Raw genomic sequence first — 24132 nt, 5'->3', positions numbered from 1 at the left:
GAGAACGTTCGAGGCTGGTGCGGTCAGCGCAGCCGCAGCGCCTTCATGACTCTCAGGCTGCGGCTCATGAACGCCGCGTACTTCTCGTCGTCCATGCCGAGGGACGGTGCCATCGGCAGCAGCCGCTGGTGGGCGACGGTCTGGGCCTCGGTGTACTTGAGGATGCCCTCGGAGCCGTGGCGTCGGCCGAGCCCGGAGTCCTTCATGCCGCCCATGGGCGACCGGACGCTGCCGTAGGCGGGCGCGTAGCCCTCGTTGACGTTGACCGTGCCGGTGCGCAGCCGGGCGGCGACCGCACGGCCGCGTCGGCCGTCCTTCGTCCACACGGAGGCGTTCAGGCCGTACGGGGTGGAGTTGGCGCGCTCGATCGCCTCGTCCTCGGTCGTGAAGCGGTAGATCGACACGACCGGGCCGAAGGTCTCCTCCGTGCACACCGCCATCGGCGCCTCGACACCGTCGAGGACAGTGGGCTCGTAGAAGTACGGGCCGAGGTCCGGGCGGGCGACCCCGCCGGCCAGGAGCTTCGCCCCCTTGGCGACGGCATCGTCGACATGCCGGGTGACGGCCGCCAGCTGGCGCTCGCCGACCAGCGACCCCATGTCCGCGCCGTACGCGAGGGACGCGCCGAGCCGCATCGCCTTGGTGCGGGCGACGAACCGCTCCAGGAAGGCGTCCGCGATCGACTCGTGGACGTACAACCGCTCGATGGAGATGCACAGTTGGCCCGCAGACGAGAAGCACGCCCGCACGGCGCCCGCGGCCGCCTTGTCGACGTCGGCGTCCTGGAGGACCAACATCGCGTTCTTGCCGCCGAGTTCCAGCGAGACGCCGACCAGGCGGGCGGCGGCGCCCTGCGCGACCTGGCGGCCCGTGCGGGTGGAGCCGGTGAAGGAGACGTAGTCGGCGTGCTTGACCACCTCGGGGCCGACGACCGGTCCGTCGCCGATCACGACCTGGAAGACGTCCGCGGGCAGCCCGGCCTCGATCAGCAGGTCGCGCGCCCACAGCGCGGTCAGGCACGTCTCGGTGTCGGGCTTCATCACGACGGCGTTGCCCGCGGCGAAGGCCGGCAGCGCGTCCCCGACCGACAGTTCCAGGGGGTAGTTCCAGGGGGCGATCTGGCCCACGACGCCGCGCGGGTGGCGCAGTTCGGTGACCCGGGTGAGCGTCGGGATGGCGCCGACGTGCCGCTTGGGCCCCAGGTACGAGGGGGCCTTGCGGCCGTAGTGCCGGGCCGCGACGGCGACGGCCTGCACCTCCTCGTGTGCGTGCAGCCGGGCCTTGCCGGTCTCCAGCTGGATCAGGTCGAGGATCTCGGCCTGGCGGGCGAGCACCAGGTCGTGGAAGCGGAGCAGGACGGCGGCGCGCTGCCGCACGGGGGTGGCGGCCCACACGGGCTGGGCCGCGCGGGCCCGCTCGAACGCCTCCGCCACGTCCTCGGGCGTGGACTCGGGCAGGTCGGCCAGCTTGTCGCCGGTGAACGGCGTGTGGTTGGCGGTGCGGCCGGAGCCGACCACACCCTTGGTGAGCTGGGCGACCAACTCCGGTGTGACCACGTCGACGGCGGTGCGGACACCGGCGGGGGCGGGTGCGAGGGGGTTCGTGCCGGCCGTGCCCGTACCGGTCGCGTCTGTGGCCTTCTCCGGGGCCTGGGAGTCCGTCATGAGGCGCAGGGTATGCCCGGCCGGAGCGTTTGTGTACCCGTCGGTAATGGGGATTCACCGAGTGCTCACATGACGCCAGTGATCACTGGCAAGAAACGCGCTGATCAGGGCATTGCCCGGTGGCGGCCGGGCGCTGTTCAGTCTTTTCCGATCTCAAGACGGTCACGGGCGTCCTTGAACACCGCCGTTCCCTTCTTCTCGTCCGCCGTCCCCTTGGGCATGTCCACCCGCAGCTCGTACATGCGGCCGTCGCCGGTCAGCACGAACAGCTGCATGATGCGGGTCGGGGAGTCGGCCGGGCCGAAGGTGGTGTCGGCGAGGGCGGCCTCGTCACCGTGGAAACTGGTGCGGGTGTACTGCGTCCGCGCATCGCCCTCGTAACCGTCCCAGGTGCGGTGCGCCACGTGTGCCCGGCTCATCGGGGAGCCCGGTGCCTTGTCCCACTGGGTGAGACGCACGGTGATCCCGCCGGCTTCGTACACCACGAGCCGGGGCTGGGCTTCGGCGCCGCCCTGCCTGGCGGACTCCTGGTAGGCGCTCGGCAGGGAGAGGACGGCCCTCATGGCCTTCTCCCGGTGGGCGACCCATGTGACGCCTGTGGGGCTCGACACGGCGCCGGGAGCCGAGCTGTAGGTCGCCGTGTGCTCCGTGGCCGCCCCGCTGTCGGGGCCGCCGAGGAGGAAGGTGACGAGCCAGGTACCGCCCGCGACGAGGGCGCCGAGCAGGGCGAGGGGAGCGGCGCCTCGCGGGGTGCGGCGCCCCGGCCGCGCGACGGGGACGGTTTCCGTCACGGCGGGGACGGCCTCCGTCACGGGGCCGGAGAGCAGCGCGGGCGGCGGCTCCGCGGACGGTTCGGCCTGCGTTTCGGCGGGTGTTTCGGTGTGCGTTTCGGCTCGGGGTTCGGCTCGGGATTCGGCGTGCGACGGGGTTTGCGATGCGGGGTGCGGCTCCGCTTTCCCTTCCGCTAGCGGTTCCGATGCCGACGCCGTTCTCGGTTCCGTTCTCGGTTCCGTTCGGGGTCCCCATCGTGGTCCCGATCGCGGTCCCGTCAGGGGTACGGCGTCGGGGTCGGCGCCGTCCGGCTCAGGTGCGGGCCGACCCGCGGCGACCGCCTCCAGAACCGCGCCGGTCTCCTCCGCTCCGGGCCGTCGCTCCGGTTCCCGCACCAGCAGCCGCACGATGAGCGGCCCGAGCGGCCCGGCCTGCTTCGGCTCGGGCGGATCGTCGGCGAGGATCGCCGCGAGCGTGGACTCCGGCGCCGTACGGCGGAACGGGGACCGTCCCTCGACGGCGGCGTACAGCAGCACGCCCAGCGACCACAGGTCGGAGGCGGGCCCGGCGCTCCGCCCGGACATCCGCTCCGGCGCGATGAACTCCAGCGAGCCGACGAACTCCCCACTCATGGTGAGCGATTCCTCGCCCTGGATGTGGGCGATGCCGAAGTCGGTGAGCACGACGCGGCCGTGCGGGCCGAGCAGGACGTTGGCCGGCTTGACGTCGCGGTGCACGATGCCGACGGCGTGCGCGGCGCGCAGCGCACCGAGGACCGCGAGGCCGATGCGGGCGGATTCGGCGGGCTCCAGCGGGCCGCGCCGCAGCACCTCGTGCAGGGACTCGCCGCGGATCAACTCCATGACGATCCAAGGCATTCCGTCCTCGACGACGACGTCGTGGATGGAGACCGCCGACGGATGGTCGACGCGGGCGGCGGCACGGGCCTCGCGGTACAGGCGGTTGGCGGCCCGCCGGTGGCTCTCGGCCTCCCGGTCACCGGGCAGATGAGGCTGCTTGACGGCGACGTCCCGCTCGACCAGTTCGTCCAGCGCACGCCACACGGTGCCCATCCCGCCGGAGCCGATGCGCTCGATCAGCCGGTAACGACCGCCGATCACACGGCTCTCGGCCTCCGTGCCGCCACCGTCGTTGCTCATCCCCCATGACTATCGTGCGCGACGCCTCCTTGTCGACGCAGGGACCAGCCCGCCCACCGGCCGAGGCGGAACGCCGCGCCCGCGCGCCGCACTTCCACCGCCCCGGCACCGCCGAAGTGGGCGGGTACCACCAACTCCCTCTCGTCAGCGGCACGTTCGAGAATCCGTCGCCTGCTGGCGGCCGCCTGCCGCGGGTCGGCGCAGAAGCAGCTGTTGCAGTCGGGCCGGAGGATCTGCACGGGGTTGTGCAGCACATCTCCGACGAAGACGGCCCGTTCGCCCCCGGAGGCGAGCCGCAGCACGGACGAGCCGGGGGTGTGGCCGGGGGCCGGCTCCAGGGTGAGGTTCTCGTCGATGCGGTGGCCGCCGTCCCACAGCACCACCTGCCCGGCCCGGTGCACGGGGGCCACGCTGTCCTCGTAGAGCAGGCGGTCGTCGGGGCGCGAGCCGTTCGCGTAGCCGTTCGCGGGCCCGAAGTGGGCGTCGTCGGCGGCCGGGACGAGGTAGCGGGCGCGGGGGAAGGTCGGCACCCACTCGCCGTCGGCGTCACGGGTGTTCCAGCCGACGTGATCGCCGTGGATGTGGGTGTTGACGACGATGTCGACGTCCTCGGGGGCGACGCCCGCCCGTGCCAGCCGGCCGAGGTAGTCGTCCTGCCGCCGGTGGAAGAAGGGGTTGCCGGGCCGCTCGCGTCCGTTGCCCACCCCGGTGTCGACGAGCACGGTCCGCCCGCCGCTGCGCAGCACCCAGGTCTGGAGCGCGATCACGGCCCGGTCGGTCACGGGATCCCAGTGAGCGGGTGCGAGCTGCTCCTCGTGCTCCCTCCACAGCTCGGCGGCGGCCCCCGGGACCAGGGTCCGGGCCGGGGGGTAGGGGCCGACCCAGTCGACGACCCGAACGATCTCGACATCGCCCAGCACCATGCGTTGCACGCTCTCATCAACCATGGAGCCACCCTAAGAAGGCCTCCATGAGCCGCTCAATGCCGGATATCCTCAGCCGGATACGTGAGCGTCTCACTCTCGCGGGCTATGGTGGGCACATGGACGTGGTGAGCGACGCGATCGCGGCCGTACGCGTCGGACGGCCCTCCACCAGCCGGCTGCGGGTCGCCGGAAGCTGGTGCGCACGACTCGACCCCTATGAGGGCGCGGGCTTCCACGTCGTCCTGGCGGGCGGCTGCTGGCTGCTGCCCGATGGGGGCGGCGACCCGGTGACGCTGGGCGCGGGCGACGTGGTGCTGCTGCCCCACGGCGCGGGGCACGTGCTGGCCGAGGGACCGGCCGACGCGACGCGTGTGCGGCGGGCGCCCGTGCTCGCCGAGCTGCGCCGGACCGGGGCGGCGGCCGCACGTGCCGACGCCGCGGGCAGGGAGGTGGAGCTGCTGTGCGGCAAGTACCGGCTCGACCGCAGTCGGGTGCACCCGCTGATGGCGGAACTGCCCGAGGTGGTCCATCTGCCGAACCGGGTCGGCCGCCACCCCGAGCTCCGGTCGGCCGTGGACCTGCTGGCCCGCGAGGTCGACGAACGCCGCCCGGGCTCCTGCCTGGCGTTGCCCAGCCTGCTCGACCTGCTCCTCGTCTACATGGTCCGCGCGTGGATGACACAGGCGGCGACGGGCGCGTGGCCGGCGGTGCTGGACGATCCGGTGACCACGGCCGCGCTGCGGGCCCTGCACTCGGACCCGGCCGCGCCCTGGACCAACGATCGCCTCGCCGCCGAGGCGGGGGTGTCCCGTGCGACGCTGGCCCGCCGCTTCACCGAGCTGGTGGGCCGCCCGCCCATGTCCTACCTCACCTGGTGGCGGCTGACGCTTGCCGCCGCGCGGCTCCGCGACACCGAGGACTCCCTGGCGACGATCGCCCGCCACGCCGGGTACGGCACCCCGTACGCCCTCTCGCACGCCTTCAGCAGGGAGTTCGGGACGACGCCGGGAAGGTACCGGGCCGCGGTGCGCACAGGCTCACCGTCCTAGGCCGGGGCCCGGCGCAGTTCACCCGTCGTTCGGGTCATCCCGGTCTAGAGCTTGCGGATGTCCAGGTTCGCGATCGCGGTCTTCGCCACCTCGCGGCCCCGTTCCGTGAAGTCGCCGTTGCCCGGGTAACTGACCGTCAGCTTGTACATGTTGCCCGCGGAGTCCTTGTAGTAGAAGAGCTTCAGCTCCCGGGGGCGCGGGTTCTGGGTGTCGTTGGTCGTGTAGACGACCGTGTTCTCGGCCGCCTGCCTGCCGTGGTACGTGCTCTGCTTCGGGTCCGTCTTCGTCGTCGCGGCCGCCGGCATGGCGAGCGCGTAGGCGCCGTTCTGCTTGAAGTCCCCGTTGTCGGCGTACATCTGGGCCGCCGCCGAGTCCTTGATCTGGTGGTTGGAGTCCTCGGACTTCCTGTCCAGGTGCAGCCCGATCCAGATGCTGCCGCTCCAGTCGGTGTACGTCACCCAGTTCTTGTCCGTGTCGTCCTTGGTGGGCCTGCCCACCTGGTACTTGGCGGGAACGGCCAGCGTCGCGCCCAGCGCCTTCTCCTGGTACTGCTTCCAGCCGTCCGGCAGCGGGCCCGCGAACGGGTCGGCGACGAGCAGGTACGCCGCCAGGGCCGTCGCGACGACACCCGCGCCGATGCCCAGGAGCGCGCGACGGCCGAGGCGGATGCCCTTGGCGCCCGCGACCCCGGGGACCGCGATCTGCATGGGCTGCGTCGGCTGCGGCGGCCGCGCCGCGTCCTCCAGCAGCCGGCGGACCTCGGCCGCGTCCGGGCGGCGCGAGGGGTCCTTGTGCAGCAGGCCGTCGATGGCGTCGGCGAGCGGGCCGCGTGCCGAGGCCGGAGCCGCCGGCGTGGAGTTGAGGACCGACTGGAGGGTGGCGGGGGTGTTGGTGCGGCGGAACGGGGAGACGCCCTCCGTCGCCGCGTACAGCACCACGCCCAGCGACCACAGGTCCGACGCCGGGCCGGGGCGCTGGCCCAGCACCCGCTCCGGCGCGATGTACTCGGGCGAGCCGACGAAGCCGCCCGTGTCCGTCAGGCTGGTCTCGCCCTCGATCTGGGCGATCCCGAAGTCGGTGAGGACGACGCGGTCGTGCCGGCCGAGCAGGACGTTGTCGGGTTTCACGTCGCGGTGCAGGATGCCCGCCGCGTGCGCGGCCTCCAGGGCGCCGAGGACCTCCAGGCCGATCCTCGCCGCCTCGCGCACCCCGAGCGTGCCCTCCTGAAGGGCATCCCCGAGGGAGCGGCCCTGCACCAGCTCCATCACGATCCACGGCCGGTCGTCCACCACCGCCACGTCGTGCACGTTCACGACGGCCGGGTGGTCGAGGCGGGCGGCGGCCCGGGCCTCGCGCCGCATCCGCTCGAAGGCGGTGGCCTGTTCACGTACGGGGAGATGATCGGGGACGCGGGGTTCCTTGACGGCGACCTCGCGGCCGACCGTCTCGTCCTCGGCCCGCCAGACCGTGCCCATACCGCCGTGGCCGAGCTTCGCCAGCAGCCGGTAGCGCCCGGCGATCAGCCGTCCGGCACCCGGCTCCCGCGGCGCCTCGGGCACCACCTGGGTGGGGGCCGGACGGGGCGGAGGAGCCGCCTGCGCCGCACGGGGCTCGGACGAGGTCTGAGGCCCGGACCGCTGCGGCTGCGGCTGCGGCTGCGGCTGCGGCTGCGGCTGCGGCTGCTGGGCGTACGGGTTTCCCGGGTAGGGCGCGCCCGGCTGCGGCGGCTGCAGTCCGAAACTCGTCGGCTCGTCGGACCGGTACGGCCCTCCCCCGTAGTTGCTCATACGGTCATGCTTATCGCGCCGGGTGCGTCGTCAGCCACCCCCGCCCGATTCCGGTCACAGACCCGTGACGCACCTCGCGGCCTATCCCCCTTTTGGGCCGGTACGCGGTACGGACTACCCGGGTGCGAACGTGTCCACCGCCACGTCGAAGTACTCCTTCGCCTCCCGCACCTTCCCGACCGGCGCCGACACCCACACGTCGTACATCCGGCCGCCCTGCTCCCAGCACAGGTCGTAGGTGTGCCGTGGGCCCTCCGCGGTGGTGAAGCCGTTCCAGGTGAACTCCCACAGCGCGGCCGGGTTCCCGCCGTGCGAGGTCTCGGTGACCCGGCCGTCGCGGTACCCCGGGTTCGCGGAGGGTCCGCTCCCGTCCGCGCGCCGCATCACCGCGAGCGGGCCGCCGACCTGCGGGTCCGTCGTCTTGACGCCGATCCGGAAGGTCCGCCCCGACGACAGGTAGAAGATGCGCTCGCCCTGCGGGCTGCGGGTGAAACCGTCGGGCACCGCGAGCGAGAACCCGTTGGGGTCGCGGACCAGCCGGTATCCCGAAGGCGCCGTGCGGGGGGCGGCCGACGCGGACGCCCCGGTCGTGGCCGAGGACGCACGGTGCGGGCCGGAACTCGCCGGTGCGCCCCCGCCGTTGCCGCCGTCGTTGCCGCCGCCGTGCATCAGCAGCGCCGCCGCCGAGACACCCGCACCCACCATGGCCGCGACGAGGGCGGCGGCGGCGAGCACGTTCCGCGCCGGGTACGGCCCGGTCCGCACCGCCGCCGTCGGCGGGGTCGGGGCTCCGGATGCCTCCTGCGGCGGCGCCTGCGCCGCGCGCCGGGGCAGATCCCGCTGCGTCGGCGTGTACGCCACGGTCACCCGCGGCGTGCGTCCGGTCTCCAGGAACTCCCGCAGCAGCCGTTCGGCCTCGGCGGCGTCCAGGCGCCGGTCCGGATCGCGCTCCAGCAGCCCCCGTACGACGGGCAGGATCGGCTGCGCCTGTGCCGGCGGACGGATCTCGTCCATGACGACCGCGTGCAGGATCCCGCCCAGCGAGTCGCGGCGGAACGGCGATTCGCCGCTCAGGACCGCGCACAGCAGCGCGCCCAGCGACCACAGGTCGGACGCGGGCCCGGTCCGGTCGCCGGACATCCGCTCCGGGGCGGTGTATTCGGGCGAGCCGACGAACGAGCCGCTCTCGGTGAGCGTGGTGGCTCCGGCGACCTGCGCGATGCCGAAGTCGGTGAGGACGACACGGTCGGTGCCCGCCTCCAACAGGACGTTCGCGGGCTTGAGATCGCGGTGCAGCACGCCCGCGCCGTGCGCACAGCGCAACGCGCCCAGCAACGCGATGCCGATGCGCGCGGCCTCACGGGCGTCGACGGGGCCGTGCCGGGCGACGCGCTCCGCGAGCGAGCCGCCGTCGATCAGCTCCATGACGAGGCAGGGGCGTTCGTCGTCCTCGACGACATCGTGGACGACGACGATGTGCGGGTGGCGCAACTGAGCGACCGCGCGGGCCTCGCGCAGGGTGCGGTCGCGGTGCAGCCGGGCGTCCTCGGCGGAGAGCGAGGGATCGACGACGAGTTCCTTGACCGCCACCTGCCGGCCGAGCAGCTGGTCGGCTGCCCGCCAGACGACGCCCATGCCGCCCCGGCCGATCCGCTCCTCCAGCCGGTAGCGCCCCGCTATGACACGGACATTCTCCCCCTCGGTCCCCATGCGCCCATCATGCCGCACGGGGGGTCGGCCCTCCGGAACGCCGTCCTCAGGCTGGCCGGCATACGACGTACGCGGGCGCACGAGCGGGGCGTGCAGGGCACACGGCGAACGCCTGCGGGAGACGCCCGCGGGGGACGCGGCGCCGCGTCCGTCAGCCGGACGGCGGCCGCCATCCCCGCAGCACCGCGTCGAACCGGGCGCTCGTGGTCGGCCAGTCCGCGGCGGGGCCGGACATGTAGATGGCGTACTCGACGCCGTCACGGCCGATGTACGTCTCCTCGACGGCGTGGCGCGGCCCTGGGAACTGCGTGTCCTTGGCCAGCGCGGTCCACGTGTACTCCCATCGGGAGCCCCTGCGGTCCCGGTAGACGTCGGGCTCCAACGTGATGCGCTCGTAGTCGACCAGCCGCTGGAGCTGCTGGTCCAGGTCGAGTTGGTGTTCGTGCGGATCGTCGAAGTCCGGGGAGTCGTCGACGGCGATGCGGATGAAGTGCCTGCCGCCGTCGGGCGTGTAGTCGGTCTGGTGGGCGTCGAACACCTTCCGCTTCCAGCGCTCGCTGGGCAGGACGAGGCTGAAGCCCGCGGGGTCCTGCACGCGCACCCAGCCTGCCGGCACGGTGCTCGCGGCCTGGTCCGCGCTGGTCTCGGGTGTGGGCGTGGGCGTGGGCGTCGGGGAGGATGTGGAGGTGGACCCGCCGCCGGCGTCGCTGCGGCCGCCGAAGTGGTCCGTGGCCAGCGCGCCCGCCGCGCCGACGATCGCGGCCGCCGCGAGGACGAGCGCGATCGTGCGGCCGCGGCGGCGTCTGCGGGGCGCGGGCGGCGGCGGAGCGGGCTGGTGCAGGGTGCCGCCGGACGTCCTCGCGTCGTGCGCCTCCCGGGGACCGGGCACGTGCGTGGTGGTGTCACCGTCGCCGTCCAGGCTCATGTGCTGCGTCGCCACGTACTCCTGCGCCGCCCTCGGCCGCCGGCCCTCCGCGGCCTCGGCCAGCATGTGCTCCAGCTCCGCGGCACCGGGCCGGTGCGCCGGGTCCTTGCGCAGCAGCGCGGAGATCACCGGTTCCAGGGCGCCCGCGAACCCCGGCGGCGTGGGGTTCTCGTCGACGACGGCCTGCATCGTGGTCAGCGGCGAGGTGCGCCGGAAGGGCGACCTTCCCTCCACCGCCGTGTAGAGCGTGGCGCCGAGCGCCCACAGATCGGAGGCGGGACCCGGGTCGTGGCCGCGGACGCGCTCGGGGGCCAGGTAGTCGACGGAGCCGACGATCTCCCCGGTGCGCGTGATGGTCGTGTCGCCCTCGACCTGCGCGATCCCGAAGTCGGTGAGCAGCACGCGCCCGTCGGCCGCGAGCAGGACGTTGCCGGGCTTCACATCGCGGTGCAGCACGCCCGCGGTGTGCGCGGCCCGCAGGGCGCGCGCCACCCACAGGCCGATGCGCGCGGCCTCGGCGGGGTCGACGCGTCCGCGTTCCTTGACGGCGTCGGCCAGTGAGGCGCCCTCGACCAGCTCCATGACGATCCACGGCCGGTTGTCGTGCTCCAGGACGTCGTGGACGGTGACCACGGCCGAGTGGTTGATGCGCGCGGCGGCCCGCGCCTCGGCATGGGTACGGGCGAGGAGTACAGGCCGGTCACTCTCCGTGACGTACAGTGCGGCGGTCAGCTCCTTGATGGCGACCGCCCGGTGCAGCACCTCGTCGTGGGCGCGCCACACCCGGCCCATGCCACCGCTGCCGATCGAGTCGACGAGCCGGTAGCGGCCCGCGAGGAGCAGGCCCTGCATCTGATTCACGTTTCCCCGCAATGGTCTTGACGAGGTCAGACTAAAGAGCGGCCCCGGCACAGGGAACCGGCGGGGTCGTTCGGAGACCGCACTGTGACGGTTCTCCCTTTCAGGTACGTGACGGAACCACCGCACACTCAGCGCAATCGGGCCCGCGCCCGGATGACGCGCGGTCAGCCGACCACTCGGTACGTCTGTTCGGCCTGCTCGTACAGCCGGGTCACCTCGTCGCGTTCGGCCTCCGGACCGCGGACCTGCACCACGTGGTAGCGGCCCGAGACGATGACCGCCAGGTTGCGTACGTACAGTTGGCGTCCGTCGCCGTCCGTCCAGGTGAACTGCCCCTCGGCCATGGTCCGTCCGCCCACGTCGATGCGCCGCATCCCGCTGGAGGTGGCCCAGGTCGAGTCGCGGAAGGGCTGCAGTTCGGGCTCCGACTCCCGCTGGTAGGTCAGCGGATCGCCGCCGTACCTGCTGGTGCTGTCGCGTCCGGGCACGACGATCAGCTCGAAGTCGCCCCGGGAGTAGACGATCTGGCCGCGGCCGTTCTTCGGGGCGCGGTCCCAGCCGTTCGCGACGGCGACACTGAAGCCCTCGGGGTCCTTGCGCAGGGCGAAGCCCTGGGCGACCTCCGGGTCGCCGGTCTGCGTCTGGGGCGAACCGGCCGACGGGGAGGGGCTCTTGGCACCGCCCTCGCCGGTCTCCCGGGAGCCGCCCTGACCGGGCTCCCCGGCACCGCCCGACTCGGACTGCCGCGGGGCGGGGCCGACGTCCCCGGCCGCACCGGTGCGCTGCCCCGACGTGCCGTCGGCGCTGCCGGCCTTGGGCATGAACACCACGGCGTAGGCGATCACCGCGGCCAGCGCGAGCAGGATCAGCAGGAGCAGGGTGCGGCCCAGGCGGCGGGGCCCGGGTGCCCGGTCGTCCTTGGCGCGCCGGTGGCGGGCGCGGGTGGCCGCGGGCAGCCCCGCACGGCGCCGGCGGACCAGCTCGCCGCGGCGGCGCACGATCGGCAGCCGGCGCGGGTCGACGGGCGGCGCCGCGACGACATGGGCCCCCGCCTCGGGCTCGGGCGCCGACCGGACGAGGGAGCGCAGCCAGCCGCGCAGCTCCTCGAAGTCGAGGCGGTCGGTGGGGTCCTGACGCAGCAGCGACTCCACGACCGGGCGCAGCGGACCGCACTCCTCGGCGAAGGCGGGCGGTTCGGCGCAGACGAGCTGGACCAGCTCGGCGGTGCTCTCCTCGGGATACGGCGCATGCCCCTGCACGGCCCGGAACAGCAGCGCGCCCAGGGCCCACAGGTCGGTCGCGGGCCCGATCGGAGCGGCCAGCTGCCAGTTCTCGTGCACGGGGCCCGCCTGCTCGGGCGCCCACCGCTCGGTGACGGGCCCGACGACCGCCATCCGCGCCTGGCGCGCGCGTTCGGCGGCGAGGGCGGTGGCCGGGCCGCGGTGGCTCCAGGGGGCCGCGGGGACGCCCGCGCCCGCGGCGGGGCCGGGGGCACCGCCCTCGGCGGCGGGGGTGCCCGGGAGGGCGTTCCCGTGCGGGCCGGCGACGATGCCGTGGGAGGGCGCGGGTGTGCCGCCGGGCGGCGCCGCGCGGTCCCGGCCGCCCGGGGCGGGTGCCGCCGGGCGCGGTACCGCGCCGTGCCAGGAGGCCGTACGGCCCACTCCGTACGGGTCGGCGACCTGTCCCGAGGGCGGGGTGGCGGGCCGGTGCTCCTGCTGCCCGCCGGGGTCCCGTTCCGGCACCGCGGCGCCCGTGCCGGCCGGCGGCCGGGGAGCGGGCAGCGCCGCGCGGTCGGCGCGCTGTTCCTCCTGCACCCGTGCCGCGGCCCGCGCTCCGGCGCGGTAGGCCGCGATCGCTCCGGCCCGTGCCGCCCGCACGTCCTCCGCGGACTCGAGCGCGGGGATCGGGGCGGTGGCCCCGCCGGGCGGGGTCGCGGGCCGGGCCACGCCGCCCGCCCGCGCCTCGATCGCGGCCCGCCGCGCGGCCTCGGGGTCCACGCCCCGCGCGGCCCCGGCCACGGCCCCGAACGAGCCCGTACCGGAGACGTCGACGGTGCCGCCGGGTCCGCCGGCGCCCGGCGGCGGCCCCTCCGGGTCCCGGTCCGGCGAGTCCGTACCGCTCCCGGACTCCTCCGGCGGCACCGGGTCGTATCCGCACAGCGCCTCCTCCGCCGCGCCGGCCGCCAGTCCGGTCAGCATGACGCGGCCGTCGTCGCAGACGAGCACCGTGCGTGCGGTGATGTTGCGGTGCACCCAGCCGTGGGCGTGCAGCACGCGCAGCGCCATGAGGACGTCGGAGGCGACCTCGGCCGCGCGGTAGGGCGTCAGGGTCTGCTCCGCGAGCAGCGCCGCCAGCGGGCGCGCCGCCACCAGTTCGCTCACGATCCACAGCGAGCCGCCCTCGGCGAACACGTCGAAGACCTGGTCGAGCCGGGGGTGGTCGGGTATCCGAGCGGCGGCCTGCGCGGCCTCCATGGCACGTCGTACGGCGGGATCGGTGGGCCGGCGCGTGGCCGCCGTGCGGGCGGAGCCGCCGCGGGCCCGGCCGTCCCGTGCCACGAATCCCTCGGGCAGCCCGTCCGCGTCGAGCACCTCGGCCTCGACGACCTCGGGCAACGGCACCTGGCGCACCAGGACTTCCTGCCCGCTGTAGGTGTCGAAGGCCCGGGTCTCGGCGAGTTCGTACTCGTCGGCGGGTGGCAGCGGCAGGCGGTAGCGGTCGGCCAGTACCCGACCCGCATAGTCGTCCACGATGCCTCCCCCGGCCGCCCGGCTGGTCAATTCCGTTCGCGTTGCCGCCCGTTCCGGATTGCGTACGGTCCGCAATCCCTCACGATACGTGCCGGAGGCAACCTGCAACCTCGGGATGTCATATCTCCCCGCGACACGACCGCGCGGAACGCCGGCCGGACGCGCGGTACGTCATGACTTCGGCTGGAAGGTCTGGGTCAGCGTGTTCCAGGCGCCCTTGCGCGCGGCGCCGTCCCATCCGGCCGCCTTCGCCGTGAACATCAGTCCGTAGCCCTGGTGCGAGTCGACCACGAATCCGCGGTCGACGACCCGGTAGGTGGTGCCGCCGTCGGCGTAGGTGAACTCCCAGTCGGCCGTGTTCCAGCCGCGGTAGTCCACCTTCTCGATGCGGATCCGCTGGTACTGGGAGCGCGTCATGTAGCGCTCCTGGTTCTTCCAGTCCGCCACCGGGTCGTCCTTGGGCGAGGACGTCCAGGCGACGAGCAGCCGCTGTCCGTCGGGGCCCGTGAAGCGGTCCCCCGCGGAGTCCGACGACTGGTACTTCCAGCCGGCCGGCAGCCCGATCGAGTAGCCCTGGCCGCCCTTGTACGTCGTCACCTTGCCGTCGCCGCCCGAGGAGCCGGACGAGGAACCGGACGAGGCGGCGGTGTCCGTCCCGGTGCCCGGCGATCCGCCCGAGGTGTTCGTCCCGCCCGACCCCGTCGTGGCGCTGTCGCCGGTGCTGCCGCTGGTGCTGCCGCTGTCCGTGTGCGAGCCTCCGGTGCCCTTCCCGCCGTTCGCGGCGGTGGGCGTCGCGCCGGTGGACACGGTGGCTTTGGTGGTGCCCTTCTTGTTGTCCTGCGCGTCCTTGCCGTCGTCGCCGAGGTTGAGCGCGAGCACCGTGCCGACCACGGCGAGCACCGCGACGAGGGCGATGATCAGCAGCGTGCGCTTCGACACCACATCGGTCAGGGGCGCCCGGGGTGGTGGCACCGGGCGCGGCGGGCGGTCCGGGTCCGGCACGACGGGCCACCCCGAACGCGGCTTTGTCGCACCGGAGTTCGACGTGACGGCGGCCGGAGTGTCCGCCGCGGACGCCGAGGCACCGTCGGTGCGGGCCGTGCCGGACGTCGCGGCGGCGGGCGCGTCCGTGGACAGGGGCGCCGCGCTCTCGGGCGCCGTCGGGGTGGTGCCGGAGGGCTTGGCCCGGGTGGCCGCCGCGGCCGTGGCCGCGCCCGCGGAGACCGCGGCCTTGCGCACGGACCGCAGCGCGCCGCGCAGCCGCTCGCCGGCCTCCTCGCCCCGCTTGGCCCCGGCGGCGGGGACGCCCTCGTCCCGGCTCTCCTCCGGCGCCGGCGGCAGCGCGACCACCCGGGTGGCGTCCGCCGGCACCCGCTGAGCGGGATCGGGTGCGTGGAGGACCTCGTCGAGCATGGCCCGCGCGCCCTTGTCGTCGAGCCGCTGCTGCGGGTCCTTGGCGAGCAGACCGAAGATGACGTTCTTCAGCGGGCCCGCGTTCTTGGGCTCCTCGACCGGCTCGGTCATCACCGCGGTCAACGTGGCGATCGCCGACCCCTTGTCGTAGGGGGGCACGCCCTCCACCGCCGCGTACAGCAGTCCGCCCAGCGACCACAGGTCCGCCGCCGGGCCGGGCTTGTGGCCGCGCGCCCGCTCCGGGGAGATGTAGGAGGGGGCGCCGACGAGCATGCCGGTGGAGGTGATGGACGGGTCGCCCTCGACCTGCGCGATGCCGAAGTCCGTGAGCACGACCCGGCCGTCCTCGGCGATCAGCACGTTCGACGGCTTCACGTCGCGGTGCAGGATGCCCTCGCGGTGCGCGGCGCGCAGCACGTCGAGGATCGCGAGTCCCACCTCGGCGGCGCGCCTGGGTTCGAGCACGCCGTCCTCGCGGATGACCTCGGCGAGCGACCTGCCCTCGATCAGCTCCATCACGATCCAGGGCCGGTCGTCCTCGTGGACCACGTCGAAGACGGTCACGGCCGCGTTGTTGCGGATCCGGGCGATCGCCTTGGCCTCCCGCAGGGTGCGCGTGATGAGCCGGCGCTTCTCCTCCTCGTCGATGCTCGACGGGAACCGCAGTTCCTTGACGGCGACCGTACGGCCGAGGGTTTCGTCCTCGGCCCGCCACACCGTGCCCATGCCGCCGCGGCCGAGTACACCTCCCAGCCGGTACCGCCCGGCGAGGAGACGTTCGCTCTGGTCCTGACGGGGTGTCCCCGCGCGCTCCGCCTCCGACATGCGTCCCCTCATGCAACCCGCCCTGACAGAGCCTTCATTGTCCCTCACCCACGGACCGCCCGGCGCCCAGGGTGCCCGTGTTGCGGCGGCTCCCCCGCGTCGGAGGACGCCGCGGCGCGGCGGACGCCGCGATCCCGAGGCCCGGCGTGTGCCGCGGCCACCCGGTGCGGCCACCGCCGAGGCGCCCGCTCCGCCACCGGGCGGAACGGCGGGCCCCGGCCTGCCCTCCCGTCGCACCGTCCAGCATGATGGGCCGACCGACGGGAAGGAAGCCGATGCCGCAGCGCCGGACACGCCGAAGCCTACTGGCCGTACCGGTGTCCGTGGCCCTTCTCGGCCTGGCCCCGGGCGGTTCCCAGGCGCCCGGGACCCCGGCGACGGACTCCGTGCTCCCGCTGCTCGTGACCCGGGGCGGGGCTCCCGCCGCCGCGCTGCTGGCCCGTGAGGAGACGGGCTCGCACATCGCGGCCGCCGGTCACGGCATCGCCCCCGCCGACCACTTCCGCGCCGGCAGCATCACCAAGACCTTCCTCGCCACGGTCGTGCTGCAACTGGCCGCCGAGCACCGGCTGTCCCTGTCGGACCCGGTGGAGAAGCATCTGCCGGGGCTGCTGCGCGGCAGGGGCAACGACGGCCGCGCGCTGACCCTGCGCGCCCTGCTCACCCACACCAGCGGTCTGGCCGACTTCACCGCGGTCACCGGGGGCGCCGTGCCCCTGACCCCGCTCCAGGCCGTGCGCGTCGCACTCACCCGCCCTCCGGCCGCCCGGGGCCGCTTCTCGTACTCCAACACCAACTACGTGCTGCTCGGCATGGTCGTCCGGCAGGTCACCGGCCGCTCGTACGCCGTCGAGGCCGAGCGCCGCATCATCACCCCTCTCCGTCTGACGGGCACGTCCTTCCCCGGCGCCCGCACCACGCTTCCCTCGCCGCACGGCCGCGCCTACGCCGCCGACGGCTCCGACGTCACCGAGCTCGACCCGCGCGTGGCCGGCGCGGCGGGCGAGCTGGTGACCACGCTCGCCGATCTGGACCGCTTCTACGCGGCACTCCTGGGCGGCGAGCTGCTGCCCCCGTCCGCGCTGCGGGAGATGCTCGACACCCGTGCCGCACACGGCTCGTACGGCATGGGGCTGTATCCGGCGAGGCTTCCGTGCGGCACGACGGTGTGGGGACACAACGGCCGGATCTCCGGCAGCTACGTGCGCACCGCGGCCACCGCCGACGGCCGTCGTGTCCTCACCTTCCGCGTCAACACGGACGGGTTCGCAGACTCCGGGCTGGAACGGGACCTGCTCACGGCCGAGTTCTGCCCCCGCACCTCGTAGAACGAGCCGGCCTCGCACACAACTCCCGCAATCCGCCACTCGTTCGAGTGATGGCGGCGGGGCTCGCGGATTGCGCCGGGTCCCTCGGCGCAGCCGGGGTCCTCCGACGGCCGGCGGGTCACAGCGGCACGATGTCCGGCGCCCCCAACCGCGCGGCGTCCGCCGTCAGGTCGTCGGGCTGCCGCTGCGACTCCCGCTCCGCCTCCACCCGCTTCCGGTAGTGCTCCACCTCGCGCTCGATCTGGTCCTGGTCCCACCCGAGCACCGGCGCCATCAGCTCGGCTGCCTCCCGGGCGCTGAGTGTGCCGCGGTCGAACGTCTCGATCGAGATCCGGGTGCGCCGGGTCAGCACGTCGTCCAGGTGCCGCGCGCCCTCGTGCGAAGCCGCGTACACGACCTCGGCCCGCAGATAGTCGTCCGCCGCCCGGAGCGGCGCGCCCAGCGAGGGATCGCCCGCTATCAGGTCGAGGACCTCCTCCGCCATCGTCCCGTAGCGGTTGAGCAGGTGCTCCACCCGCACCACGTGCAGCCCGGTGCGTGCCGCGATGCGCGCCCGCGCGTTCCACATCGCCCGGTAGCCCTCGGCGCCCAGGAGCGGGACGTCCTCGGTGACGCAGTCGGCGACCCGCTGGTCGAGGCCGTGCACCGCCTCGTCGACCGCGTCCTTGGCCATCACCCGGTACGTCGTGTACTTGCCGCCGGCCACGACGACCAGGCCGGGCACCGGATGGGCCACCGTGTGCTCCCGGGACAGCTTGCTGGTGGCGTCCGACTCCCCGGCGAGCAGCGGCCTGAGGCCCGCGTACACACCCTCGACGTCGTCGCGCGTGAGCGGCACGGCCAGCACCGAGTTCACATGCTCCAGCAGGTAGTCGATGTCCGCGCTGGAGGCGGCCGGGTGCGCCTTGTCGAGGTCCCAGCCGGTGTCGGTGGTGCCCACGATCCAGTGGCGGCCCCACGGGATCACGAACAGCACCGACTTCTCGGTGCGCAGGATCAGCCCGGTCGTGGAGTTGATCCGGTCACGCGGCACCACCAGATGGATGCCCTTGGACGCCCGTACGTGGAACTGGCCCCGTGAGCCCACCATCGCCTGGGTGTCGTCGGTCCACACCCCCGTCGCGTTGACCACCTGCTGGGCGTGGATCTCGTACTCCCCGCCCCCTTCCACGTCCTGCACCGTGGCACCGACGACCCGCTCGCCCTCGCGCAGGAACCCGGTCACCCGGGCGCGGTTGGCGACCTTCGCCCCGTACCACGCGGCCGTGCGCACCAGCGTGGCCACATAGCGGGCGTCGTCCATCTGCGCGTCGTAGTACTGGAGGGCGCCGACCAGCGCGTCCTTCTTCAAGCACGGTGCGACGCGCAGCGCGTGACGGCGGCTCAGGTGCCGGTGCGCCGGCAGGCCGCGGCCATGGCCGCGGGCCATCGACATGACGTCGTAGAGCGCGACGCCCGTGCCCGCGTACAGCCGCTCCCAGCCCTGGTGCTGGAGCGGGTACAGGAACGGGACCGGCTTCACGAGATGGGGTGCCAGGCGTTCCAGCAGCAGTCCGCGTTCCTTCAGGGCCTCGCGCACCAGCGCGAAGTCGAGCATCTCCAGATAGCGCAGTCCGCCGTGTATCAGCTTGCTGGACCTGCTGGAGGTGCCCGACGCCCAGTCACGCGCCTCGACCAGGCCCGTGGCCAGCCCACGCGTGACGGCGTCCAGCGCGGTGCCCGCCCCGACCACCCCTCCGCCCACCACCAGCACGTCCAGCTCGCGCTCGGCCATCCCCGCCAGCGCCTCGGCGCGCTGCGCCGGCCCCAGTGTCCCTGTCCTCACCGCTGCCTCCCGCTCCGTCGCGCCGGCCGCACCCGTCGGGCGGAACCCGACTCACACCTCCTGCCCAAAGTCTGACCGGGATGCACGGCTTCGGCCACCACGCACTCACGGCCTGTGGACAACACACAAGGAAACACACTCCGTCAATCCCGCAAATCGGTCATATTTACTCCTAGTCTGACATTGCGTCTCGCTCATTGAGTCCACAGCGCTTGCGCACCAGCCCCCCTTCGGTTACTGGGAAGGACCGCCCACGTCATGCCCGCAGATCTCGCCGTCATCGGACTCGGTCCTCTCGGCCTGCCCCTGGCCCAGGCCGCCGTCGCCGCCGGCATCCCCACCCTCGGGTACAGGACGGGGCCCGAGACGGGTTCCCTCACCGCCGCCGAACTGCGCCGGATGCTCGCGCGGGGTTTCCGGCCGACCGGCAACCCCGCCGAACTCGGACGGGTCCGCACCGCCGTCATCTGCGCCCCCACCCCGCAGGGCGCCGACGGCACGCTCGACCTCACCCAGGTGGAGTCGGCCGCCCGGACGCTCGCCCAGCGGCTGCGCCCGCACACCACCGTGATCCTGGAGTCGCCGGTGTCCCCCGGCACCACGGACGGGTTCCTGCGTCCGCTGCTCGAAGAGGGCTCCGGTCTGCGCGCGGGACGCGACTTCCACCTCGCCTACTCACCCAGCCGTGTCGATCCGGGCAACCGCCGCTTCGGGGCCGCCAACACCCCGAAGGTCATCGGCGGCCTCACCCCCGCCTGCACCGAGTCCGCCGCCGCCTTCTACGGGCGCCTCACCGACAAGGTGGTACGCGCGCGTGGAGTGCGGGAGGCGGAGACCGTACAGGTCCTTGAGACGAACTACCGGCAGGTCAACATCGCCCTGGTCAACGAAATGGCGGTCCTCTGCCACGACTTGGGCGTCGACCTGTGGGACGTGATCCGCTGCGCCGAGACCAAGCCGTTCGGCTTCCAGGCGTTCCGCCCCGGACCGGGCGTCGGCGGGCACGCGGTGCCCCAGGACCTGACGGGCCCCGCCGGCCGCACCCTGCGGATGGTGGAACTGGCGCAGCAGGTCAACAGCCGCATGCCCCGGTACGTCGTCCAGCGCGCCGCCGCCCTCCTGAACGAGCACGGCAAGTCGGCCCGCGGCGCCCGCGTCCTGCTGCTCGGCGTCACCTACAAGCCGGACCTCGCCGACCAGCAGGGAGCCCCGGCGCGCGAGGTCGCGCTGCGCCTGATGGAACTGGGCGCGTCGGTCAGCTACCACGACCCGCACGTCCCCGCGTGGAACGTCCTCGACCGGCCGGTCCCGCGTGCGGACTCGCTCTACGAGGCGGCCGCCGACGCCGACCTGACGATCCTGCTCCAGCAGCACCGCACCTACGACCTCCAGGGCCTGTCGGTGAAGGCGCAGCTGCTGCTGGACACACGGGGGGCGACGCCGGCGGGGACGGCGCACCGGTTGTGAAAGGGGGCGCGTGGGTGGCCGGGCCGCGGAGGACGGTGGTCCGGGGGGCGGCGGCGCCGCTACCGTACGGAGAGGTGGAGCTCACCGCAGGGGCTAGCTGCGGCAGGCTCCCGGCGGGTCACGGGTGTCCGCCCCTATTGTCTTTAGGGGCGGCCGCTCACCGTCCGGGAATCCGCAAGGACCACCCGTCCGGCACCCCACCGCCCTACGGCGGATCCGGTACCGTACGAAGAGGTGGAGCCCACCGCAGGGGCTTTCTGCGGCAGGCTCCTGACGGATCACGGGTGTCCGCCCCTATTGTCTTTAGGGGCGGCCGCTCACCGTCCGAAAATCCGCAAGATCCACCTCCTCCGGCACTTCACCATCCACAGACGGCTACGGTCCCAGCGGGTGGGCTTGCGGTGACGGCCCATGGGCGCGCCCCCTTCCACGACGCCGCCCAGTAGCCCGGTGGACGGTCCGTTGGAACTCGGGCCGGGCCCCGAGGGGCCGGGGTCCGGAACCATGTCCTTGGAAGGGGGCGGCCCCAGACAACCGGGTCGCCGGACACGGACGCTACCGCTCCGGCACGCCTCTCCCCCGCGTATTCGCCCCGAAGGCAACCGTGCGCCCCCGCCGCCGCCGATGCGCCCCCCACCTGGGCACGTGTCCGCGCGAACGTCACGCAAAGGGGCCCGGTCCCACCCCGACGGGTGGACCGGGCCCCTGCGCTCAGGGCGAGCGGGGCGTCACCGCCTGTGCTGGGAGTCCGCCACCGTCACCTCGACGCGCTGGAACTCCTTCAGCTCGCTGTAGCCGGTGGTGGCCATGGCGCGGCGCAGGGCGCCGAAGAAGTTCATCGAGCCGTCCGGGGTGTGCGAGGGGCCGGTGAGGACCTCCTCGATCGTGCCGACCGTGCCGAGGCCGACCTTCATGCCGCGCGGCAGCTCCTCGTTGACGGCCTCCATGCCCCAGTGGTGGCCCCTGCCGGGCGCGTCGGTGGCGCGGGCCAGCGGGGAGCCCATCATCACGGCGTCGGCGCCGCAGGCGATCGCCTTGGGGAGGTCGCCGGACCAGCCGACGCCGCCGTCCGCGATCACGTGCACGTACCGGCCACCGGACTCGTCCATGTAGTCGCGGCGGGCCGCCGCGACGTCCGCGACCGCCGTGGCCATGGGAACCTGGATGCCGAGGACGTTGCGCGTGGTGTGGGCGGCGCCGCCGCCGAAACCGACCAGCACCCCGGCCGCGCCCGAGCGCATCAGGTGCAGGGCCGCGGTGTACGTGGCGCAGCCGCCGACGATCACCGGGACGTCCAGTTCGTAGATGAACTGCTTCAGGTTCAGCGGCTCGTGCGAGTGGGAGACGTGCTCCGCCGACACCGTCGTGCCGCGGATGACGAAGATGTCCACGCCGGCGTCGACGACCGCCTTGGAGAACTGGGCCGTGCGCTGCGGGGACAGCGCGGCCGCGGTGACCACGCCCGCGTCGCGCACCTCCTTGATGCGCCGGCCGATCAGCTCCTCCTTGATGGGAGCCGCGTAGACCTCCTGGAGGCGGCGGGTCGCGGACTCGGAGGGCAGCCCGGCGATCTCGTCGAGGAGCGGCTGCGGGTCCTCGTACCGCGTCCACAAACCCTCGAGGTTCAGCACGCCGAGGCCGCCCAGCTCGCCGATGCGGATCGCGGTGGCCGGGGAGACGACGGAATCCATGGGGGCGGCCAGGAACGGCAGCTCGAAGCGGTAGGCGTCGATCTGCCAGGCGATCGAGACCTCCTTCGGGTCCCGCGTACGGCGGCTGGGGACGACGGCGATGTCGTCGAAGGCGTACGCCCGGCGGCCGCGCTTGCCGCGCCCGATCTCGATCTCAGTCACCTCTGTGGCCTTTCCCTCTGCGTTTCAGCGCCTCCAGTATCCCCGACGGGTGCGGCGGGGGCCGTTCCAGAGGTACGGCGAGGGCGGCCCCGGAGCCTCCGGGGCCGCCCTCGGACGTGCGCCACGCCCGCGTGGATCACATCTTGCTGTAGTTCGGCGCCTCGACCGTCATCTGGATGTCGTGCGGGTGGCTCTCCTTGAGGCCCGCGGACGTGATCCGCACGAACCGGCCCCTCGCCTGGAGCTCCGGGACCGTCCTGCCGCCGACGTAGAACATCGACTGGCGCAGGCCGCCGACCAGCTGGCGGACGACCGAGGAGAGCGGGCCGCGGTAGGGCACCTGGCCCTCGATGCCCTCGGGGATCAGCTCCTCGTCGGAGGCGACGCCCTCCTGGAAGTAGCGGTCCTTGGAGAAGGAGCGGCGCTCGCCGCGGGACTGCATGGCGCCCAGGGAGCCCATGCCGCGGTACGACTTGAACTGCTTGCCGTTGATGAACAGCAGTTCACCGGGCGACTCCTCGCAGCCCGCGAGGAGCGAGCCCAGCATCACCGTGTCGGCGCCGGCGACCAGGGCCTTGGCGATGTCGCCGGAGTACTGCAGGCCGCCGTCGCCGATGACCGGGACGCCGGCGTCCTTGGCGGCGAGCGACGCCTCGTAGATGGCGGTCACCTGGGGGACGCCGATGCCGGCGACGACACGGGTCGTGCAGATGGAGCCGGGGCCCACACCGACCTTGATGCCGTCCACGCCGGAGTCGATGAGGGCCTGGGCGCCCTCGCGCGTGGCGACGTTGCCGCCGATGACGTCGATGCCCGACGAGTTCGACTTGATCTTGGCGACCATGTCGCCGACCAGCCGGGAGTGGCCGTGCGCGGTGTCGACGACGATGAAGTCGGCACCCGCCTCGATCAGGGCCTGGGCGCGCTCGAAGGCGTCACCCGCGACGCCCACCGCGGCGCCGACCAGGAGGCGGCCCTCCGCGTCCTTCGCGGCGTTCGGGTACTGCTCCGCCTTCACGAAGTCCTTGACCGTGATCAGGCCCTTGAGAATGCCCTGGTCGTCGACCAGCGGAAGCTTCTCGATCTTGTGGCGGCGCAGCAGCTCCATGGCGTCGCTGCCGGAGATGCCGACCGTGCCGGTGACCAGGGGCATCGGGGTCATGACCTCGCGCACCCGGCGGGAGCGGTCGTTCTCGAAGGCCATGTCGCGGTTGGTGACGATGCCGAGCAGCTTGCCCGCGGGGTCGGTGACCGGGACGCCGCTGATGCGGAACCTGGCGCACAGGGCGTCCGCCTCGGCGAGCGTGGCGTCCGGGTGGATGGTGATCGGGTTGGCCACCATGCCGGACTCGGAGCGCTTCACCAGGTCGACCTGGTTGGCCTGGTCCTCGATGCTGAGGTTGCGGTGGAGCACGCCGACGCCGCCCTGGCGGGCCATCGCGATCGCCATGCGCGACTCGGTGACCTTGTCCATGGCGGCGGACAGGAGCGGAATGTTGACTCGTACGTTCTTGGACACGTGCGAGGCGGTGTCGATGTGGTCGGGCGCCATGTCCGACGCGCCCGGCAGCAGCAGCACGTCGTCGTAGGTCAGCCCGAGTGTCGCGAATTTCTCGGGCACTCCGTCGACGTTGGCAGTCATGACACCTTCCCCAAATGGCCTTGATCGGTGCGGATGTCCATGCTAACGGGAAGCACGGCTTGGTCATTCCACGGCTGGGAGCGACTCCGGGCTTCGTGTGTTCGTACGGAAACGGCGGACGGCCTGCTCATCCGGAGCGTGCCGCATGCCGGGGAGAGGGCCCCGCGGGGCCCTGC

General features: G+C 73.5%; 14 protein-coding genes. 3 read left to right on the top strand and 11 right to left on the bottom strand.

The genetic code is table 11. The features are described 5' to 3' along the window. Nucleotides 1–23: 23 nt before the first annotated feature. The 3 genes from ACFYMU_RS17805 to ACFYMU_RS17795 form a co-directional block, all read right to left on the bottom strand. Entirely contained in the window at nucleotides 24–1664 is a 1641-nt protein-coding gene (locus ACFYMU_RS17805) for a succinic semialdehyde dehydrogenase (RefSeq protein ID WP_388373773.1), read from the bottom strand. 137 nt (nucleotides 1665–1801) lie between these two features. Further along, a complete protein-coding gene (locus tag ACFYMU_RS17800; RefSeq protein ID WP_388373771.1) occupies nucleotides 1802–3595 on the bottom strand; it encodes a protein kinase in 1794 nt (597 codons plus the stop codon). Beyond that, on the bottom strand, nucleotides 3592–4542 hold the full coding sequence (locus ACFYMU_RS17795) for an MBL fold metallo-hydrolase (RefSeq protein WP_388373769.1): 951 nt from the start codon (nucleotides 4540–4542) through the stop codon (nucleotides 3592–3594). Before ACFYMU_RS17795 ends, ACFYMU_RS17800 begins: the two co-directional genes overlap by 4 nt. Before the next feature lie 95 nt (nucleotides 4543–4637). On the opposite strand from ACFYMU_RS17795, the gene ACFYMU_RS17790 reads away from it, so the two are divergent. Further along, nucleotides 4638–5570, top strand: a complete 933-nt coding sequence (locus tag ACFYMU_RS17790; RefSeq protein ID WP_388373767.1) for an AraC family transcriptional regulator — start codon at nucleotides 4638–4640, stop codon at nucleotides 5568–5570. 44 nt (nucleotides 5571–5614) lie between these two features. Here ACFYMU_RS17790 and ACFYMU_RS17785 read toward each other — a convergent pair whose 3' ends face one another. The 5 genes from ACFYMU_RS17785 to ACFYMU_RS17765 form a co-directional block, all read right to left on the bottom strand. Beyond that, nucleotides 5615–7357 (bottom strand): serine/threonine-protein kinase, encoded by a 1743-nt coding sequence (locus ACFYMU_RS17785; RefSeq protein WP_388373765.1) that lies wholly within the window; start codon nucleotides 7355–7357, stop codon nucleotides 5615–5617. A gap of 114 nt (nucleotides 7358–7471) precedes the next feature. Then, complete coding sequence (locus tag ACFYMU_RS17780; protein ID WP_388373764.1) at nucleotides 7472–9067, bottom strand: serine/threonine-protein kinase; 1596 nt, start codon at nucleotides 9065–9067, stop codon at nucleotides 7472–7474. 151 nt (nucleotides 9068–9218) lie between these two features. After that, nucleotides 9219–10844: a serine/threonine-protein kinase gene (locus tag ACFYMU_RS17775; protein WP_388374046.1), complete on the bottom strand. Its 1626-nt coding sequence runs from the start codon at nucleotides 10842–10844 to the stop codon at nucleotides 9219–9221. 173 nt (nucleotides 10845–11017) lie between these two features. After that, on the bottom strand, nucleotides 11018–13603 hold the full coding sequence (locus tag ACFYMU_RS17770; RefSeq protein WP_388373762.1) for a protein kinase: 2586 nt from the start codon (nucleotides 13601–13603) through the stop codon (nucleotides 11018–11020). Between the two features lie 171 nt (nucleotides 13604–13774). Further along, the gene (locus ACFYMU_RS17765) at nucleotides 13775–15841 is read right to left on the bottom strand and encodes a protein kinase (protein ID WP_388373760.1); all 2067 of its coding nucleotides are present in this window, start codon (nucleotides 15839–15841) and stop codon (nucleotides 13775–13777) included. Nucleotides 15842–16116: 275 nt separating this feature from the next. Here ACFYMU_RS17765 and ACFYMU_RS17760 point away from each other — a divergent pair, with 275 nt between their 5' ends. Then, nucleotides 16117–17169: a serine hydrolase domain-containing protein gene (locus ACFYMU_RS17760; RefSeq protein WP_388373758.1), complete on the top strand. Its 1053-nt coding sequence runs from the start codon at nucleotides 16117–16119 to the stop codon at nucleotides 17167–17169. Between the two features lie 118 nt (nucleotides 17170–17287). Here the strand turns inward: ACFYMU_RS17760 and ACFYMU_RS17755 are convergent, their stop codons facing one another. Continuing rightward, a complete protein-coding gene (locus ACFYMU_RS17755; RefSeq protein ID WP_388373756.1) occupies nucleotides 17288–18994 on the bottom strand; it encodes a glycerol-3-phosphate dehydrogenase/oxidase in 1707 nt (568 codons plus the stop codon). A gap of 258 nt (nucleotides 18995–19252) precedes the next feature. Between ACFYMU_RS17755 and ACFYMU_RS17750 the strand changes: the two genes are divergently transcribed. Beyond that, nucleotides 19253–20461, top strand: a complete 1209-nt coding sequence (locus ACFYMU_RS17750) for a nucleotide sugar dehydrogenase (RefSeq protein WP_388373755.1) — start codon at nucleotides 19253–19255, stop codon at nucleotides 20459–20461. A 728-nt stretch (nucleotides 20462–21189) separates the two neighbouring features. Here the strand turns inward: ACFYMU_RS17750 and ACFYMU_RS17745 are convergent. Together ACFYMU_RS17745 and guaB are read right to left on the bottom strand one after the other, a co-directional pair. After that, nucleotides 21190–22314: a GuaB3 family IMP dehydrogenase-related protein gene (locus ACFYMU_RS17745; RefSeq protein ID WP_388373754.1), complete on the bottom strand. Its 1125-nt coding sequence runs from the start codon at nucleotides 22312–22314 to the stop codon at nucleotides 21190–21192. A 136-nt stretch (nucleotides 22315–22450) separates the two neighbouring features. Beyond that, complete coding sequence (gene guaB, locus ACFYMU_RS17740; protein WP_388373752.1) at nucleotides 22451–23956, bottom strand: IMP dehydrogenase; 1506 nt, start codon at nucleotides 23954–23956, stop codon at nucleotides 22451–22453. Between the last annotated feature and the right edge of the window lie 176 nt (nucleotides 23957–24132).

Origin of the sequence: Streptomyces sp. NPDC007264, from assembly GCF_042869095.1 — a bacterium.
Taxonomy (GTDB): Bacteria; Actinomycetota; Actinomycetes; order Streptomycetales; family Streptomycetaceae; genus Streptomyces.
Note: the sequence above shows the minus strand (reverse complement) of the source record. Positions and strands in the feature narration are given on the sequence as shown.

Coding starts and splice junctions, on each gene's coding strand:
- ACFYMU_RS17805 (WP_388373773.1), bottom strand. CDS start 1,664: ATGACGGACTCCCAGGCCCCGGAGAAGGCCACAGACGCGACCGGTACG.
- ACFYMU_RS17750 (WP_388373755.1), top strand. CDS start 19,253: ATGCCCGCAGATCTCGCCGTCATCGGACTCGGTCCTCTCGGCCTGCCC.
- ACFYMU_RS17760 (WP_388373758.1), top strand. CDS start 16,117: ATGCCGCAGCGCCGGACACGCCGAAGCCTACTGGCCGTACCGGTGTCC.
- ACFYMU_RS17800 (WP_388373771.1), bottom strand. CDS start 3,595: ATGAGCAACGACGGTGGCGGCACGGAGGCCGAGAGCCGTGTGATCGGC.
- ACFYMU_RS17765 (WP_388373760.1), bottom strand. CDS start 15,841: ATGTCGGAGGCGGAGCGCGCGGGGACACCCCGTCAGGACCAGAGCGAA.
- guaB (WP_388373752.1), bottom strand. CDS start 23,956: ATGACTGCCAACGTCGACGGAGTGCCCGAGAAATTCGCGACACTCGGG.
- ACFYMU_RS17790 (WP_388373767.1), top strand. CDS start 4,638: ATGGACGTGGTGAGCGACGCGATCGCGGCCGTACGCGTCGGACGGCCC.
- ACFYMU_RS17780 (WP_388373764.1), bottom strand. CDS start 9,067: ATGGGGACCGAGGGGGAGAATGTCCGTGTCATAGCGGGGCGCTACCGG.
- ACFYMU_RS17785 (WP_388373765.1), bottom strand. CDS start 7,357: ATGAGCAACTACGGGGGAGGGCCGTACCGGTCCGACGAGCCGACGAGT.
- ACFYMU_RS17775 (WP_388374046.1), bottom strand. CDS start 10,844: ATGCAGGGCCTGCTCCTCGCGGGCCGCTACCGGCTCGTCGACTCGATC.
- ACFYMU_RS17795 (WP_388373769.1), bottom strand. CDS start 4,542: ATGGTTGATGAGAGCGTGCAACGCATGGTGCTGGGCGATGTCGAGATC.